The organism is Methanocella paludicola SANAE (assembly GCF_000011005.1).
Classification (GTDB): domain Archaea; phylum Halobacteriota; class Methanocellia; order Methanocellales; family Methanocellaceae; genus Methanocella; species Methanocella paludicola.
The window spans coordinates 591,942-607,846 of record NC_013665.1; the positions used below are offsets into that span (position 1 = coordinate 591,942).

13 protein-coding genes are annotated in these 15,905 nt (G+C 56.6%); 6 read left to right on the forward strand and 7 right to left on the reverse strand.

What is annotated here, in order from left to right; all coding sequences use genetic code 11:
- Positions 1-512: 512 nt before the first annotated feature.
- Together MCP_RS03125 and msrB are read right to left on the reverse strand one after the other, a co-directional pair.
- Positions 513-2,237 carry an ATP-dependent DNA ligase gene (locus tag MCP_RS03125; RefSeq protein ID WP_012899365.1) on the reverse strand — a complete coding sequence of 575 codons (1,725 nt, stop codon included), beginning with the start codon at positions 2,235-2,237 and terminating at the stop codon, positions 513-515.
- Positions 2,238-2,324: 87 nt separating this feature from the next.
- Positions 2,325-2,768 carry a peptide-methionine (R)-S-oxide reductase MsrB gene (msrB, locus tag MCP_RS03130; protein WP_012899366.1) on the reverse strand — a complete coding sequence of 148 codons (444 nt, stop codon included), beginning with the start codon at positions 2,766-2,768 and terminating at the stop codon, positions 2,325-2,327.
- Positions 2,769-2,874: 106 nt separating this feature from the next.
- On the opposite strand from msrB, the gene MCP_RS03135 reads away from it, so the two are divergent.
- On the forward strand, positions 2,875-4,254 hold the full coding sequence (locus tag MCP_RS03135) for a tetratricopeptide repeat protein (RefSeq protein ID WP_012899367.1): 1,380 nt from the start codon (positions 2,875-2,877) through the stop codon (positions 4,252-4,254).
- A 626-nt stretch (positions 4,255-4,880) separates the two neighbouring features.
- On the opposite strand, the gene MCP_RS03140 is transcribed toward MCP_RS03135, so the two are convergent.
- Complete coding sequence (locus tag MCP_RS03140) at positions 4,881-5,726, reverse strand: universal stress protein (RefSeq protein WP_231845147.1); 846 nt, start codon at positions 5,724-5,726, stop codon at positions 4,881-4,883.
- A gap of 136 nt (positions 5,727-5,862) precedes the next feature.
- On the opposite strand from MCP_RS03140, the gene MCP_RS03145 reads away from it, so the two are divergent.
- Genes MCP_RS03145 through MCP_RS03160 form a run of 4 tightly spaced genes read left to right on the forward strand, consistent with a single transcriptional unit; the run spans position 5,863 to position 9,412 of the window.
- Positions 5,863-6,279 carry a 4Fe-4S dicluster domain-containing protein gene (locus MCP_RS03145; protein ID WP_012899369.1) on the forward strand — a complete coding sequence of 139 codons (417 nt, stop codon included), beginning with the start codon at positions 5,863-5,865 and terminating at the stop codon, positions 6,277-6,279.
- Entirely contained in the window at positions 6,276-8,180 is a 1,905-nt protein-coding gene (locus MCP_RS03150; protein ID WP_012899370.1) for an aldehyde ferredoxin oxidoreductase family protein, read from the forward strand. The genes MCP_RS03145 and MCP_RS03150 overlap by 4 nt, the downstream gene beginning before the upstream one ends.
- Before the next feature lie 50 nt (positions 8,181-8,230).
- The gene (locus MCP_RS03155) at positions 8,231-8,470 is read left to right on the forward strand and encodes a glutaredoxin family protein (RefSeq protein WP_012899371.1); all 240 of its coding nucleotides are present in this window, start codon (positions 8,231-8,233) and stop codon (positions 8,468-8,470) included.
- Positions 8,471-8,497: 27 nt separating this feature from the next.
- A complete protein-coding gene (locus tag MCP_RS03160; RefSeq protein WP_128859911.1) occupies positions 8,498-9,412 on the forward strand; it encodes an NAD(P)/FAD-dependent oxidoreductase in 915 nt (304 codons plus the stop codon).
- A 5-nt stretch (positions 9,413-9,417) separates the two neighbouring features.
- Here the strand turns inward: MCP_RS03160 and MCP_RS03165 are convergent, their stop codons facing one another.
- The 3 genes from MCP_RS03165 to MCP_RS03175 all read right to left on the reverse strand — a co-directional run bounded on the left by MCP_RS03165 (position 9,418) and on the right by MCP_RS03175 (position 13,125).
- Positions 9,418-9,633, reverse strand: a complete 216-nt coding sequence (locus MCP_RS03165) for a hypothetical protein (protein ID WP_231845148.1) — start codon at positions 9,631-9,633, stop codon at positions 9,418-9,420.
- Positions 9,634-9,732: 99 nt separating this feature from the next.
- Positions 9,733-10,860 (reverse strand): rod shape-determining protein, encoded by a 1,128-nt coding sequence (locus MCP_RS03170; RefSeq protein ID WP_012899374.1) that lies wholly within the window; start codon positions 10,858-10,860, stop codon positions 9,733-9,735.
- 15 nt (positions 10,861-10,875) lie between these two features.
- Positions 10,876-13,125 carry a carboxypeptidase regulatory-like domain-containing protein gene (locus tag MCP_RS03175; RefSeq protein ID WP_012899375.1) on the reverse strand — a complete coding sequence of 750 codons (2,250 nt, stop codon included), beginning with the start codon at positions 13,123-13,125 and terminating at the stop codon, positions 10,876-10,878.
- A 460-nt stretch (positions 13,126-13,585) separates the two neighbouring features.
- On the opposite strand from MCP_RS03175, the gene amrS reads away from it, so the two are divergent.
- Positions 13,586-14,608, forward strand: coding sequence for an AmmeMemoRadiSam system radical SAM enzyme (gene amrS, locus MCP_RS03180; RefSeq protein ID WP_012899376.1), 1,023 nt, complete (start codon positions 13,586-13,588; stop codon positions 14,606-14,608).
- Here the strand turns inward: amrS and MCP_RS03185 are convergent.
- Positions 14,605-15,717, reverse strand: a complete 1,113-nt coding sequence (locus MCP_RS03185; protein ID WP_012899377.1) for a methionine adenosyltransferase — start codon at positions 15,715-15,717, stop codon at positions 14,605-14,607. The two genes, amrS and MCP_RS03185, sit on opposite strands and share 4 nt — an antisense overlap.
- Between the last annotated feature and the right edge of the window lie 188 nt (positions 15,718-15,905).

Below are 15,905 nucleotides of genomic sequence, written 5' to 3' on the forward strand. Positions count from 1 at the left end.
CTCCAAAGGAATTAAACCACGAATCTCTTTTTAGATTTTTCTCACGAAGCCTCTAAGCCTCTAAAACACCGTCAACGCACGAACTCCCTAATACTCCGGGCATTGCACGAACGCCCGAAGCCTCAAACCCGAAAAGAAGGCTCGAAAACTCGAATACACGTTCGAAACGCTAAACGACATAGCACTAACCCTCCAATGATCGGCTAAAACGCCAACGACACTAATACCCAAAATGGGGGGGAATGACCGGGCTCTTAGAGTGTTAGTGCTCCATAGTTTAGCGTTTCGAACGTGTATTCGAGCTTTAGAGACTTCTTTTCGGGTTAGCGCGTTAGAGACTTAGAGCACTGCCCTGAGTATTCGAGAGTTCGGGCATTGACGGTGAGTTCGAGGCTTAGAGGCTTAGTGAGAAAATCTTAAAAGAAAAATTCGTGGCTTATTTCCTTTGGAGAGGTTCGTGATACCGACCGAACTGATTTGCACGACGATGATCTTATTTACTAACATGACGGTTAAGGCTCTTTTTGTGCCCCATCCGGCTGAGGCTCGGCATGCTTAACGCCTATACCGTGCGAGATATCGTAAATATTCATGACACGCCCGAAGGTGTTGACCTCCTCGGGGCTCAGGTCATCCCGCACGCGCACCAGCCTCGGGAAGCGCAGCGCGTAGCCGCTAGAGTAGATCGGGCTCTTCTGTATCTCCTGGAACTTCACCTCAACGATCACGTCCGGCTTAACATCTACAATACGACCGTGCTCGGCCGTTATAAGAGGCTTCAGGCGCTCGGTCATCTCCTGGAGCTGCTCGTCGGAAAAGCCGCTCGCGACCCGGCCGAGCACCACGTACTGGTCCGTGTTCTCGTCCAGGGCGGCCACCTCGAACGAGGTAAGCCAGCCCGCCTTGCGGCCATGGCCCCACTCCGAGGAAACGATCGCGAGATCCAGGGTATCCAGGACTTCCTTGATCTTCACCATCTTCTTGCCCCGGACGCCCGGGGTGTACGTGGCGTTCAGGTCTTTGGCCATGAGGCCCTCGTTGCCGCTCTTCAGGGACTCCTTGAACAGGTCCTGCGCGGCCTTAACATCGTCCGTGATGAGCGCCATCGCCGGCTTACAGGTCTCATCAAGAGGCAGTATCGTCGTCTCCAGGATCTGCCGGCGCTCGATGAACGGCTTATCGATCTCGCTCTCGCCGTCGAGATAAAGGATATCAAAAGGCCTCAGGAAGAGCGGGAACAGCTTCTTCTTCTCCTCCACGTTATAGATGCGCCGCAGCCTGGTCAGGATGTTCTGGAATGGCACGGGTCGGCCGGTCTTCGGGTCCGTAGCGATGCACTCGCTATCCAGGATAGCCGAGTCGGCCTTCACGCTCTGCCTCACGTAGTCCACGATCTCGGGCAGGGCGTCCGTTAAATTCTCGAGACGGCGGCTGTAGAGCCGCACCTCGTCGCCCAGCTTGTGGACCTGCAGGCGGGCGCCGTCGTACTTGGTCTCGAAGTCCGCTCTCCCGCCCATGGCGTCCAGCGCCTCCTGGATGCTGGCCACGTTCTGGGCGAGCATGGGGCGGACGGGGCGCATGGGGCGGATGTTGATGGCCTGAAGGCCCGCCTCGCCCGTAAGCATCGCAACTCTGGCGGTCTCGCCCAGGTCGCTGATGAGCATGTTGGACCTCCGCACGAGCTCCACGGGGACGCCGAAAGCCCGGGCGATCGCCTCCTCCATGACGCCCTCTTTGGCGCCGGAGAGCACGTACTCCATGGCCAGGCTGACGATGTATTCTGCCTCCTTCGGCGTGGCCCGGTGTAGCAGCCCGATGAGCACTTTCTGCTTCTTCGTGGCCGAGCCGGCGCCGGTCAGCCTCGCGATCTCGACGAAAGTATCGTAAACATTCCGTACGGTGATCTCGTCGGCCTCGAAGAACATGGTCTGCTTGCGCTTCTGGAACATCTCCTCGGCCGTGACGCCCAGGTGGCCCGTGTTCTTGTAGCTCTCGACGACCTTGTTCTCCGGATTATAGGTAATAGTGGAAATGATCTTGATGACGGTCTGGCTGGCGATGCCGATCTTGCGCTCGTCCCAGAGCGGGAACACCCGGCCCGTCAGAAAGGCGACGATGACGGGCAGGTCGTCGGCCGGGACGCCCTTGATAAAGTCAGCTATGATGGCCGTCTTCTCGAGGCGGCTCGAGGTCTTTCTCAGTTTCTCAAAAACATCAACTAGCGCGCTGAATAACATAAAGTCAACTAATAATGCGGGTTATTGGGCATATTATTTTTCGTTAAGGCTACTCAAATAATTTTTAATATTCTCCGTAGCCTCTGGCTATTCGAACAGCTTCCTGTATTCCCCGTAGCCCTCTTTCTCCAGGTCTTCCTTCGGTATGAACCGCAGCGCCGCCGAGTTGATGCAGTACCGCAGCCCCGAGGGTCCCGGCCCGTCATTGAACACGTGCCCCAGATGCGAGTCCGAACCTTTGCCGCGCACCTCTGTCCTCACCATGCCGTGGCTGGTATCAATCTTTTCCTCGACCTTGCCCTTCTCCATGGGCTTCGTGAAGCTGGGCCACCCGCAGCCCGAGTCGAACTTATCCTTCGAGGTGAACAGGGGCTCGCCCGTTACGATATCAACGTAGAGCCCTTCCCGGTGCTCGTTCCAGAACTCATTCTGGAAGGGCGGCTCCGTGCCCTGCTCCTGCGTGACCTTATACTGCATGGGGGTCAATTTTTTCTTTAGCTCCTCCTTAGGGGGTTTCGAGACTTGTGTCATCGAGCATCATTTTTTATTTTAAGGATGATAAATCCGGCGCGCTGTAATGCCCGGAAGACCATAGAACGCTTATATACGGAGACCCATATATAAGGAATGACCTGATATGGATGCCTCGAGATCGCTTAACATCGCCCGCCGCCGCTTCCAGAACGGGAACTACATGCTCTCGCTCAAAAAGTTCCCGGCGGCCAGGAAGGAGTTCGAAGTCGCCCTCTCTATTTTTGAAAAAGGTGATGCGTACAGGGAAACTGCCGAAGCGCTGAACAACATCGGCATCACTTATGTGAAAGAGGGAGAGCCCGAGGAGGCAAAGGGCTATTTCGAGAGGTCGTACGAGCTCAAGAAAGTTCACGACGAGGCCTGCGATTCGCCGGGCAGCAAATCGCCGGTCAGAGAATCGCTTTTTAACTCTCTCTATAACATCGTCGGATTAGGGGATGCGCTCACGCCCGAAGAATTCGAGAAATACTTCCTGGAGATGAAGGCGCTCGGCGACAGCCTGGGCGGCGAGCACGCCGGCATCGTGGCGAAGGAGCAACAGGCATACGACCGCTTTGTAGAGGCGAAAGAGGCGGAGCGGAAGAGACAGGAAGAGGAGGCGCTGGCGAGGACGACGCCGGCAGGGGCGCTGGCCCACCTGGAGCGGCTGGGCAAGCCCTGCGTGATCGGCCTCAGGTTCGCCCTGCAGGGCATCACTGTTACGGTGCCCGAATTTTCCTATGACGACGGCGTCAGGGTCCGGCTCTCGGGCATTACTCCGGGCGACGGCATGTCCGCCGGCGAGATCGAGTTCCGGGTGGACTACGACAGCGTCAGGGAATTTTTAGAAAAGACGGAGGAGCCCGCCCTGCTCGAAGAGGCCTTCGAGCACGTGAAAAAGTTCATGGAGGCCGTAGCCCTCGTGCGCGAGGACATCGACTTCTGCGTCGGCAAGCGGGGCTACTCCGTGCTATCCATCACGCTCAAAAATGCGTTCGGCGACCCGGTCGAGATATACCATGCGGACGCCGCCGCGCCGGTCGCTGCGGCCGCGCTCACCGGCGAGGACGCCATGCTCGTCGGCATGATGCTGTCGGCGAAGCACGGGCTCTACAAGATGCTGCTGCTGAACGCGAAGCGGTCCATGGCCGAGGAGAACCATTCCCTCTGTATCGTGGATGCCGTGGCGAGCTTCGAGGCCTTCATGGACCTGCTCCTGAAAAAAGCGCTGCCCGAGGCGGAGAAGAAGGATTACCTCTCGATGGAGAACCCGTGCCTGCGGGAGCGCCTGCGGTTCATGAAGAGGCTCATCGGGGGCACGGACGCTTCCGATTCCTTAGAGCATTACATGGGCGACGTCGGCAGGGACATGGACGATGTGCTGGCCTACTACGATTCGATCATGGGCAATGACGAGCACACCATCGGCGCCTACGAGTCGCGTAAAGCCCTCGTTGCCGTGAGCCGGGCCATCTACAATCTAAAAGCGCTCTACGATATCTGAGCCACTCAAAAATCAATAAGAACGCCCGAAGACTATTTCAGCCACAAAGTGACTCAAAGCCGGCCTGAAATGACACGAAGAAATTATAAAATATAACTCTTCCGCGGTTTTGGGATGAATGTTTTTTTTATTCTTTTCTAGTTATGCCGTCGTTGAGTGGTCCAACCACAGGGGCACGGAGCGCACGGGAGTTACACAGAGTTATTTTTTAATAATTTGAGACTCAGAGAGCTCAGAGCCCGGTTTATTAGTTTGCCTGGGGCACAGAGTTTATTGAGGCTCGGTTGACCAATAAACAATAATGCGGTTTATCCTCGCCAGTGCCTCTAACTACTCCGTGCCCCGGGAATGTTATAAACCCGTCCCCTGTGCCCTCTGGGTCTCCCTTTATAAGAAAACTCCGTGAAACTCAGCGCTCTCCGTGCCCCTGTGGTTGGACCACTCAACGACGGCATAACATAAAAACGAGCGAAGGCATCAGCCAAAGCAATATATCATCCCAAAAACGCACAAGAACCTAAAATATTTTAATAAAGTCTTAGAGTAGCTTAGAGCAGGCTTTGAGCAACTTCGTGGCTGAAAAAGTCTTCGTGCAACTTATCGTTTTTCGAGGGACTTGAATAAGACTACTTTTTAGTCCGCACGATAAGCACGTTACACGGCGCCCGGGTGACGACTTCGTCCGCCGTGCTGCCTAATAAGAACTTATAGTAGGAGGGGCGCTCTGTGGAGCCGATGATAATGAGCGTGTAGCCCCCGGACCGGGCAATATCGACGATAGTATCGACGACGCTGCCCGTCTTATACAACGTCTCGATCTTCGAGCCAAGTTGCTCCGCGTGCGTCCGGGCGCTATCCTGTATCTGGTCCGCTTTTGCCCGGTCATCACCGACGTACAATGAAGCGACCGAGCTCCCGAACAGCATCTGGAAATGAAGGGCGATATCCAGCGCCCTCCAGGCATGCTTGAAGCCGGAAGTCGGGACGAGTATCCTATCGTACTTTATGGGCTGCATCGTCTTCGGATAGCTGTAAACGATGACCTCGCAGGGGGCCTCGCGCAGCACCCGGCCAACGATGCTCCCGAAGAGGACTTTTTCCGGCACCGAGCGCTGGCTCGAGCCCATCAGGATCAGATCGGCCTTATACCGGTCCGCCATATCAAGTATCGCCTGGGGTATGTCGCGGGCGACGACGACTTCCTGCCTGGGTGTGAAGCCGCGTTTTCGGGAATGGTCTGCCGCCATCGCGAGCAGTTCCGTTGCCTTCGTTTTCCTTGTTTCGGCGAACTCGAGGGGAAGCTGGTAGGGGACCTCGATGACGTACAACAGCCTCAGCGTGCCGTCGTCCGCCAGCATATCACAGGCGATATTCACTATGCTTTCGATAGTCTCCGGCCTCGAGATGGGCACGACCACGCTGTCGTGCAGGATGCCTTCCTCCGCGGATATCGTTCGCCTTTCGACGTGCATTACCATTACACCATAATACCATGTGTCGTCGCATTTCTTAACTTCTTCCGCTATAGGGAGATAATGTCCGGCATCGCCCTAATATTCAATTAGGCTTATTAGCCCGCGTTCCGGGATTTTACAGGAGGACTTATTCATGCCCCGGCTCACGAAGAACGAGGACGTTTGCATCACCTGTCACAGGTGTGAGACCATATGCGCCTGGGTCCACGAGGTCGTTTTCAACCCGGACAAGGGCCGGGTCATCGTCGACCTGGACTACCCGGACGAGCACCGCCTGCGCATCTGCATACAATGCGGCCGATGTGCCGATGCCTGCCCCATGGATGCCTTTTACCAGGACTTTAACATTCTTACGACGAGCGAGCAGGGCATATACCGGCTCGACGAAAGCAAGTGCACGGGCTGCGGGGAGTGCATCGAGGCCTGCCCGACCAAAGTGCTCCAGTTTTACCCGGACAGGCGTGTCCCGAGGAAGTGCGATTTCTGCCTGGGCCAGCCCATGTGCGCCCGTTACTGTCCCACGAACGCGCTCGGGTGGGTGTTGATGTGACCACGGGTGGTTATACTGGCCGGCTGCTGCGGCTCGACATGAATGAGCTTGATTTTAGCGTGGAGACTCCCCGCGAGGAAGATCTAAAGGATCTTATAGGCGGTGAAGGGCTTGGCATTAAGTACCTGTATGACGAGGTACCCGCTCATGCGGATGCCCTCGGGCCCGATAATAAGCTCGTATTTATGACAGGCCCCCTGACTGGCACGCTTGCTCCCACATCGGGCAGACACTGCGTGGTCACGAAGTCGCCGCTGACCGGCCTGGAGACAACGGCGCACGCGGGCGGCTACTGGGGCCCCGAGCTCAAGTTCGCCGGGTACGATGGCATAATCGTGGAGGGGCAGAGCGAAAAGCCCGTGTACGTCTTCGTCGACGATGAAGAAGTCCATTTTTACAAGGCCGACGGGCTCTGGGGCAGGGACACTATACAGACTGACACGCTCATTAAGCGGCAGCTTGACGACGATAAGCTCAACATCACCTACATCGGGCCGGCTGGAGAGAACTTAGTAAAGTATGCGACCATCATGAACGACCAGCAGCGCTCGGCCAGCCGGGGAGGGCCGGGCGCCGTCATGGGCTCCAAGAAGCTAAAGGCCATCGCGGTCAGGGGCACCAGGGACGTCCATGCCGCGAATCCTGCGAAGTATTATCAGTCGATGAACGAGCTGCTGGACACCTGCTATGACCACGTCGTCACGGGGAGCCTTTTCCCTGCCTACGGCGTTACCGGCATCATGGGCTTGATGAACGAGAAGGGCGTATTGCCCACGAAGAACCACTATACCGGGAACTTCCGGGGGGCCGACAAAATATCTGGCCAGGCCATGGCCAAAACGATGCTGACGAAGACACGGGGCTGCTTCTGCTGTACGATCCATTGTACCCGCGTTATCGACATCGAGTACGGGCCATATCACGGCATCCGCGGAAAAGGCCCCGATTACGATTCCACCGTGGCTTTCGGCTCCCAGTGTGGCAACGATAACCTGGAGGCCATAGCACAGGCTAACATCTTGTGCGACCAGTATGGCCTCGATACCGTCTCTGCGGGCGCCACTATCGCGTGGGCCATGGAGCTGTACGAGAAGGGCATCATCGATAAACTCGATACACGGGGCGTTGAGCTTAGCTGGGGCAACCACGAGGCCATGACCTCCATGGTCCCCAAGATCGCGACCCGTTCTGAGTTCGGCGCGGTGCTGGCCGACGGCCTGGACGAGGCCGCGAAAAAAATCGGAAGAGGGTCCGAGAAGTACATACAGTGCGTCAAGAACCTCGACCTGCCAGGCATCGAGGCCCGGGGCAGCAAGGGCATGGCGCTGGGATATGCGACAGATAACCGGGGAGGCGATAACCTGAGGCCCTTCGCCTCTATGGCCGAGTGCTTTGGCTTCCGCTCTAAAGAGCTGGGCATGCCCGACAGCTTCGACCCGTTATCCGAGGCCGGCAAGGCGCAGTGGATGATACCATGCCAGAACTATTTTGTGGCGGTGAACTCGCTGGTCGTGTGCATGTTCACCGTGATCGCCTTCACCGTGGAGCCGAGCCAGTATGCCAGGCACCTGTCCGCTCTCACGGGCTTTTCTTTCGATAAGGAGAGGCTGCTTGAGGCCGGCGAGCGGATATGGAATTTGCAGCGGGCATTCAACGCCCGGGAGGGCTTCACCAGGAAGGATGACCGGCTGCCGTTTCGCATGACAGAGCCCCTGCCGAACGGCCCCGACGCGGGCAGCGCCGTATACCTAAATAGAATGCTCGACGAGTATTACGAGCTCCGGGGATGGGACAAAGAGACAGGATGGCCGACTCCCGGGAAGCTAAGGGCACTACGTCTGGACTACGTCGTAAAGGACCTGGAAAAGGCCGGGCCGGCGGCCAGGCAGGCCGCGGCATAAATAAAGGCAGATTATATATTATACGAAAGCATAATATAAAAGTGGTAGATATGAAGAAGATCAAGATCTATTCCCAGCCCACCTGCCCTGACTGTAACCGTGTCAAAGCATACCTGGATAAAAAAGGCGTGTCCTACGAGGACATCAACGTCCGGAAGGACAAGAAGGCGATGGACGAGATGGTAAAACGATACGGCATCAGGGTGACGCCGGTGGTCGTCATCGGGGACCGGGTCATGGTCGGCTTCAACGTGCCGAAGATCGACAAGTTCCTGGGCGCGCAAGATTAATCTTTTTTTACGGCGATACATCGCGTGATGGCTTTACTCGACCTCATCATCATTGGCGCCGGCCCTGCGGGCATGACGGCGGCCATTTACGCGAAACGGAAGGGGCTTACTTTACAGGTGCTGGCCGACTCCGTCGGCGGCCAGGTCACAAAGACCGGCAACGTGGAGAACTATCCGGGCTATAAGAGCATACCGGGGCCCCAGCTGGCGGCCCTCATCAAGAAACAGCTCGAGGAGATGACGGTGGACATTACGATGAGCCGCGCGGCGAAGCTCGAAAAGTCCGGCGATTATTTTAAAGTGACGTCCGGGGACGGCCATACGTACGAGGCGAGGGCCGTCATCATTGCGTCGGGCTCGAAGTGGAAAGAGCTGAACGTCCCGGGCGAGAAGGAATTTAAGAACCGGGGCGTGAGCTATTGTCCGACGTGCGACGGCCCCCTGTTCTCGGGCATGGACGTAGCGGTCATCGGCGGCGGGAACGCGGCTGCTGAGGCGGTGCTCGACCTCATACCCCTGGCAACGAAGGTATACCTGGTCGTCCGGAGCACCCTGAAGGCGGATAAGGTCGTCATCGATAAGATATCGGCGAACGATAAGGTGACAATCCTTACCGGGTACACGGTCGATAAGATCAACGGCACGGATTTCGTGGAATCGGTGGATATCGTTTCCACGGGCGGCGAGCGTAAGACGCTCAGCGTGGGCGGCGTGTTCGTCGAGGTCGGGCTGGCGCCCAACGTGGCCTTCGCCAAAGACCTGGTGCAGCTCAACGACAGGGGCGAGATCGTGATCGACGAGCGCTGCCGGACCAGCGTTTGTGGCGTCTATGCGGCCGGCGACGTGAGCGATGTGCCCCAGAAGCAGATCATCGTGGCAGCCGGCGAGGGTGCAAAGGCAGCCATGTCGGCGTTCACCTATATCAGCACGCAGAAGTGCTAGATGCCTTACTTTTTTTCCAGCGCCTCGATACGCATCTCCATCTCGATCATGGCGTTCATGAGGGCGGCCTCGGTATGGTTAGGGTGCATGACCAGCGTCTCCTCCCGGCGCCCGGCCAGCTCGAACATGATGTAATCGAACACTTCACGCCGTTTTCTATCGAGGGCAAGGCGGTAATTATCGAACCGCTTTGCGACCATCATCAAATGCATGCTGGGCATTGCTCACACTTCCATAGCCCATGGTAAGCAGGAGGAATACTTAAAAAGAAGAGAATATGCGCCGTGAAAATAATCGGCGCGCGATCGATAACTGCGCCCTTATTCGCGGTACTGCAGCGTGTACTCGGAGATGCGGTAAGCGCCGATCGCGGGCGCAAGGTCCGGGCGGTCGCTCGAGATCACGGTGACCTTCTGCTCCAGCTCGTCCGAGAGAAGCTGCTGTATGCGCTCCTTCAGGCCGGGGATGCACGCCATGCCGCCCGTAAGGATAATGGGCTCGGACAGGACACGCTTGTACGTCTGGTAGTGGTCCTGGGCTAACTGGGGGAAGAAGTTCTCCATGATGGCCTCGACCACGTTGTTCACGTACTCCTCGACGGGCTTCATGATGCTCTTCTCGATCTTGAAGCCGTACTGGCCCTTGTCGTGGATGTGGACGGAATCGTAAACGGGCTTGTAGTCGATGAAGTTGGCGAACTCCTCTTTGTACTTTCTCGCCGTGTTCAGGTCGATGTTCACGATGCCCTGGGTCTCGTTCTGGACGCCCAGCCTTATCTTCCGGTCAACGATGTTGCCGCTGATGGTACCCAGCGTAACAGTATGCACGGGCTCGCCGTTACGGAACACGCTCATCTCGAGCGTGGTGGAGCCCATGTTGACGCTCATGAAGGTCTTCTTGATGGCGTCGAGGCCGTCGAACGCGGGAATGGCGCCGCAGAACGCCTCGGACCAGGCCTGCCTGCCGGCGCGGCCGATGGACATGCCCGATATGATCTCCTTCAGGTTCTTCCTTCCCCGGTCGTTCTCGACCGCGGGGTGAGCCAGCGTAACGTAGCTGTTCTCCGGGATGTTATACTTATAAACGAGATACTCGATGAACTGGGCGGCCAGCTTTACGCTGTCGTCGTCCTGGGGCAGGCCCGCGCGGAACATGAAGTACACGGAATCGGCGTACTCCTCTGCCGCCTCATCGCCGAACTTGGTGGCCAGCTTGCCCGTAAAAAGGTCCCTGTACTTGGCGACGCAGGTCAGGGTCCGCACTATGTCCAGGCTGCCCTCGTAGTTGGGCATCACGAGCACCGTCCTGGTAGACCCTATCTTCAGCCCGATGGGTATGGAGTCGGTGCTCCTCTTCCTCATGGTATTGTTATTCTCCGCAAATCCGTATGCGGGATTACCATCGTCTGCCATCGTATCATTGCCTATGTTATCATTAGGTTCGACCATTCAAATCCAGCCTCTTTACTTATCGCCGTCCAGCCTCCAGACGACCACGGACGACGAGCTGTCGTCGGACGACGACGAGTGGGACTTGTAGTAGTACAGCCCTTTGACCTTCTCGATGTCGTCGTTGATGACCAGCTCCTTGGTGATGTAGGTGAGATTATTGGGGATGATCTCCAGATCGTTGCTCATCTGGATGAACGAGACGCCCTCCGGGTGGTCCCGGATGTAGCGGAGCACGCGCTCCTTGTCGCCCGCGGACGTGCTGGCGTCGCGCTGGCCAGATATCCTCGGGATGCGGAACCGCTCGTTGCGCTCCGGGGCCGTTGGCCTTTCGACCAGCGCCTCCCTCTCGCTCACGGGCTGCGCCCGCTGCGGGGGGTCATAGCTGCTTCTGGACGGCTCCTCGTAGCTCCTGGCCTCGTAATTCCTCGAGGGCTCGGCGTAGCGCTCTACGTTGCTCTTGGACTTCTTGTAGATATCGTTCGCGAAGACGACGGGGCTCTTCTCCTTCGGGGCCTCGATCGGCTCCCGCGCCTTGATCTTTTTGGGCACGCCCTCGGCGATGTGCTTCAGGTCGAAGTCGAGGATCTTTTTCTTCCTGCCCTCTTCTACCGGGGCCGGCTCGCGCTTTCTCTTCACCGGGTCGACGTTTACGACATTCACGTTGTCCCCTGGCGTGCTTTCCTGCCTCGCCCTGATCGTTTCCCTCTTCGAGGCCTCCTGCTTCGCCACCTCTGCTTTATGAGATTTAGCCACTTCGCGGTCGGCCTTCGCGCTTCCCAGCTTATGGGTGAACCCGTTCAGAGCCCTGGAGACTGGGGCGAGAATGCCCTTGATCCGGGTCGCCAGCAGGAAGACGATGGCGATGATGGCGATGAGAAGTATGATGATCGCAACGACGAGCGTTACCCACGCGGGCACTACGGCCTTCTCCATGCTCATGATGAAGTCGGGGTGCTGCTGGTTGGCCTCCATCGTGATGGTGTCCGTGCTGTCGGAATAGCCGTCCTTGCTCATCTTGATCGTATGTGTGCCTGCGTCGATGTAGGCCGTACACGGCGTCATCAGGGGCGTGTTATCGGGGCCGAAAAGCTGCTGGCCGTCGACATAGATGTACGCTCCGGTCGGGACCGAGGAGAGGCTTACCCAGCCGCCTTTGGAAAAGGACACCACGACGTTCGGCATCGTGACGCTCCGGGCGGCGTTCTCCATCCCGTAGCCCATGATGACGTTCGGGAAGTACAGCGCCCTGGCATCGCTGTTAGGGGCGATGACCGTCTGTTTTTGGTTGCTCAGGTCCGTGTACTCCACCTGGACCTTGATGTCCTTCTTGGACTGGATGGACTTGCCGTCGTTCGTCGTCGGGGCCACGCCGTTAAACACGTACTTGCCGTTGCTGTCCGTGACGGTCGTCACCATGGACCCGTCCATGTTTTTCATCGGTATGTACCCGGACTGGTTATCCGCCTTCTGCAGGAGGGTCACGACCGCCCCTTCGACGGGCTTGCCGTCCTTGGTGATCACGGTGCCGTTAACGATATTGGAATGGCTTGTCGGCATATCCGACGGGTCGGGGCTGCTGGACGGTGTTGTAAGCGGTAAGATGATGCGGGTCTCGAGGACGTTGTTGATGTCCGCGTTCCGCGTTACTGTGATCTGCTTGTGAGTGGACTCGTAACAGACGCCGTTCTCCCAGTGCTGGGCATATATCATGTACGTGCCGGCCGGGACGTAGAACGTGTAGCTTCCCTTGCCGTCCGTCCTCTCCGCGAACTGGTAATACTTGACATCGTTATCCATGCTCACCAGGTAGACGATCCCGGTGATGAAGCTGGCACTGTTGCCCGTTCCGCTCTGGATGGCGCCGTAGACGTATCCGTATTCGGGCTCGGGATAGTTAGGTATCTGGGTCTCTGAGGACGGTATGGTCTGTATGCTCTTGGTCGGATACCATCGGGCATAATACGTCGGCATCTCGTATTTTGTGCCGTCCGTGTCCGTGTACGAAACCCTCACGGTACACGTATCAGTGTCGGCGATGACGTTGATAAAATCGAAGTTGCCATTCTCGTTCGTTTTCTTAGTTGCGATCGTTTTGTATGCGTTATCGATGAGCGTGACATCGGCGCCGGATAAAGGGTTCCCGTACCGGTCGACGACCATGCCGCTGATACTAAACGCGGTACCCGCGGCGTTTACTCCCGTGACGGCAGTTAGTGATAATAATATGACGCTAATAAGCAATAGGTTAATGAACTTTTTCATCCTTTGACCGTCCGACCTTGTGAATTAAGCTTTTCTGACTACAAATATTTTTTCGTGTTACCGGATATTTTTCAAGCTTTTCGCCTATGGCCACTATATTAGCCTTTTTTCACCGAAAACTTGGGTTTATATCGTCACTGCGGTTAGTGTGTGATTTAAGCTGTTAGTATATAAAAGCATCGATTTCGTCCGGCCGTGGAATTTGGGCTAAAAAGTCAGCTACGCTGGGCGAAAAACAGGGCTTGCTCAGGTCGATGGCGCATGAATTTTTTGCGGTTATCCGACTTATCTCTAATCTACTGAGCGATCGTTAAGCACAGAAGTTAAGCGATTATGACAGAAAAGCTATATTATGGGTTGTCTTTTGAGAGGGCCTTACCCGGCGCAGTTACGTCCACACATAATATATATCATGATAAAAGGCGAGGATTATTCATATCATGGGGGCTGCGGTCGCCACATGCTAAAGGAAGCCATTCTCTGGGAGCCATTGAAAGACGGCAAGGCGAAGTGTAACGTCTGCTCATACCGGTGCGTCATATTGCCTGGAAAGCTCGGCCACTGCCGTACCCGGAAGAACATCGACGGCAAAGTATTTTCTTTGATCTATGGCACGGTGACCTCCGAGGCCAGCGACCCCATCGAGAAGAAGCCGCTGTACCACTTTTACCCGGGCAGCTACTCGTACTCGGTCGGTTCGGTGGGATGTAATTTCCAGTGCGAGCACTGCCAGAACTGGGGCATTTCCCAGGCCGAGATACAGGAGGTCTATACGCAGGACATCATGCCCGAAGAGCTGGCCCGTAATGCCGTCGATACGCTGTGTAAGAGCGTCTCGTGGACCTATAACGAGCCCGGTATCTGGGTCGAATACTCCCATGATTGCGCCGTGAAGTGCCACGAGAAGGACATTAAGACCATCTACGTCACTAACGGCTATCCTACGCCCGAACATTTAGACGTAATGAAGGGCCTGCTGGACGCGTTCCGGGTGGACATCAAGGCTTTCAGCGAGGACTTCTATAAAAAGATCTGCAAGTCTAAGCTCGAGCCAGTGCTCCAGTCCACGAAAATGGCGAAGGACATGGGCATGCACATCGAAGTGGTGAACCTTGTCATTCCGGGGCAGAACGACTCGCCGGAAGAGATCAGGGCGCTCTCGAAGTGGTGCTTCGATAACCTGGGCCCCGATACGCCCATACACTTCACCCGGTTCCACCCCATGTACCACATGGACCACCTCGAGTCCACGCCGATCGTGGTGCTGGAGAGGGCCCACGATATCGCGAAAAAAGAGGGCATGAACTACGTGTACCTCGGCAACACGCTCGGTAACAAATACGAGAATACCTGGTGCCCGAAGTGTAACGAATTACTCATCGAGCGCTATGGGTTCCAGATCATGCGCTACAGCATTACCCCGGATAAGAAATGCCCAAAGTGCGGGGAAAAAATACCGATCGTGGGGGACTACGGCCGCTAGAGCCTGCCCTTCACGAAGTCCTCGGTGATGTCCGGTATGTGCTCCAGCCAGTAGTCGATGACGGCCTCGATCTTTTTCTCGTTAGCCTTGCCGTATATGCTCGCCGACTTGATCTGGGGCTCCTCCAGGGGGGCGCCGATGCGGCTGACTAAATAGACGTACGCCTCTTCCACGCCGTCGAATGCGGCGATCTCCGCCGCCATCCTGTTCGCCGCGATGTTGTAGAGCTTGCCCACGTGGCTGACCGGGTTCTTGCCCGCGGTGGCCTCCATGGTCATGGGCCGTCCTGGCGTGATGAGGCCGTTCGGCCTGTTGCCCCTGCCCGTCTCGCCGTCGTCGCCCATCTCTGCCGATGTGCCCGTTACGGTCAGGTAAATGTCCTCGCCTTTGTCGGCGTTGTTCACGATGGCGGACACGTCGGCCCATCCCGGGGTTACATAGCCGAGGACTTTCTCTTCGACCTTACGCTTTGTATCGTTGTACTGCTCCATGTCCTCGATATATTTCGAGACAATGGCAGATGCCATCGTGAGCTGGATGCCGTTCCCTTTCCGGATGCCCATGATCTTGACATCCTCCCCGACGCCCTTTACCGATCGCATCAGGGGCTCGATCTTCGTGACGTTCTCCTCGAGATGGCTGAGGGGCGCATATCCCAGGCCGATGGACGTGTCGTTCGCCACGACCCTGCCCACCAAGCTCCTCAATTCCGTGGACCCCATGCCGATACGGGGCTCTACCGTAAAGTGCCCGTTCAGGTTATTCACCGTCTTCTTAAGGAACTTCTCGGTGGCCTCCTTCGCGATGTCATTGACGGGTATCTTCGTGCCGTCCGCGTCGTCCGTGGCCCTTCCGCCGATGACGATGGCCAGCGGCCTCAGGATCTCGCCGCCGCCGAACTCGGGCCTCGACCGGCCGCCTATGAGGAGCACCTTGTCCACGTTATGGTGTAAAATATGGCCAAAATGGTCAATGTAATACTTGCTCAGGCTCCGGGAGATGGCGTCGGATATCCCGTCGCACAGGGTATCCGGGTGTCCCAGGCCCTTCTTCTCGACGATCTCGAACTTGTTGGCGCCGTAGGGGCGAAGTAGTTGTTCAACGAGCACTTGATGGCCTCCGGTAATCATATATTAAATTTATATAATAAATATCTACCTTTAAAATTTTAAGTCACTAAGCTGACGGAGGCACTATTTTCACCACAATGGCACGGAGTTCACGAAGGCTCACAAAGTCTTTTTTTAAATGTAAGAGCACAGAGGCCACAAAGCCCGGTTCATTGGCGATAGGGCAC

Coding starts and splice junctions, on each gene's coding strand:
- MCP_RS03125 (WP_012899365.1), bottom strand. CDS start 2,237: ATGTTATTCAGCGCGCTAGTTGATGTTTTTGAGAAACTGAGAAAGACC.
- msrB (WP_012899366.1), bottom strand. CDS start 2,768: ATGACACAAGTCTCGAAACCCCCTAAGGAGGAGCTAAAGAAAAAATTG.
- MCP_RS03135 (WP_012899367.1), top strand. CDS start 2,875: ATGGATGCCTCGAGATCGCTTAACATCGCCCGCCGCCGCTTCCAGAAC.
- MCP_RS03140 (WP_231845147.1), bottom strand. CDS start 5,726: ATGCACGTCGAAAGGCGAACGATATCCGCGGAGGAAGGCATCCTGCAC.
- MCP_RS03145 (WP_012899369.1), top strand. CDS start 5,863: ATGCCCCGGCTCACGAAGAACGAGGACGTTTGCATCACCTGTCACAGG.
- MCP_RS03155 (WP_012899371.1), top strand. CDS start 8,231: ATGAAGAAGATCAAGATCTATTCCCAGCCCACCTGCCCTGACTGTAAC.
- MCP_RS03160 (WP_128859911.1), top strand. CDS start 8,498: ATGGCTTTACTCGACCTCATCATCATTGGCGCCGGCCCTGCGGGCATG.
- MCP_RS03165 (WP_231845148.1), bottom strand. CDS start 9,633: ATGCCCAGCATGCATTTGATGATGGTCGCAAAGCGGTTCGATAATTAC.
- MCP_RS03170 (WP_012899374.1), bottom strand. CDS start 10,860: ATGGTCGAACCTAATGATAACATAGGCAATGATACGATGGCAGACGAT.
- MCP_RS03175 (WP_012899375.1), bottom strand. CDS start 13,125: ATGAAAAAGTTCATTAACCTATTGCTTATTAGCGTCATATTATTATCA.
- amrS (WP_012899376.1), top strand. CDS start 13,586: ATGCTAAAGGAAGCCATTCTCTGGGAGCCATTGAAAGACGGCAAGGCG.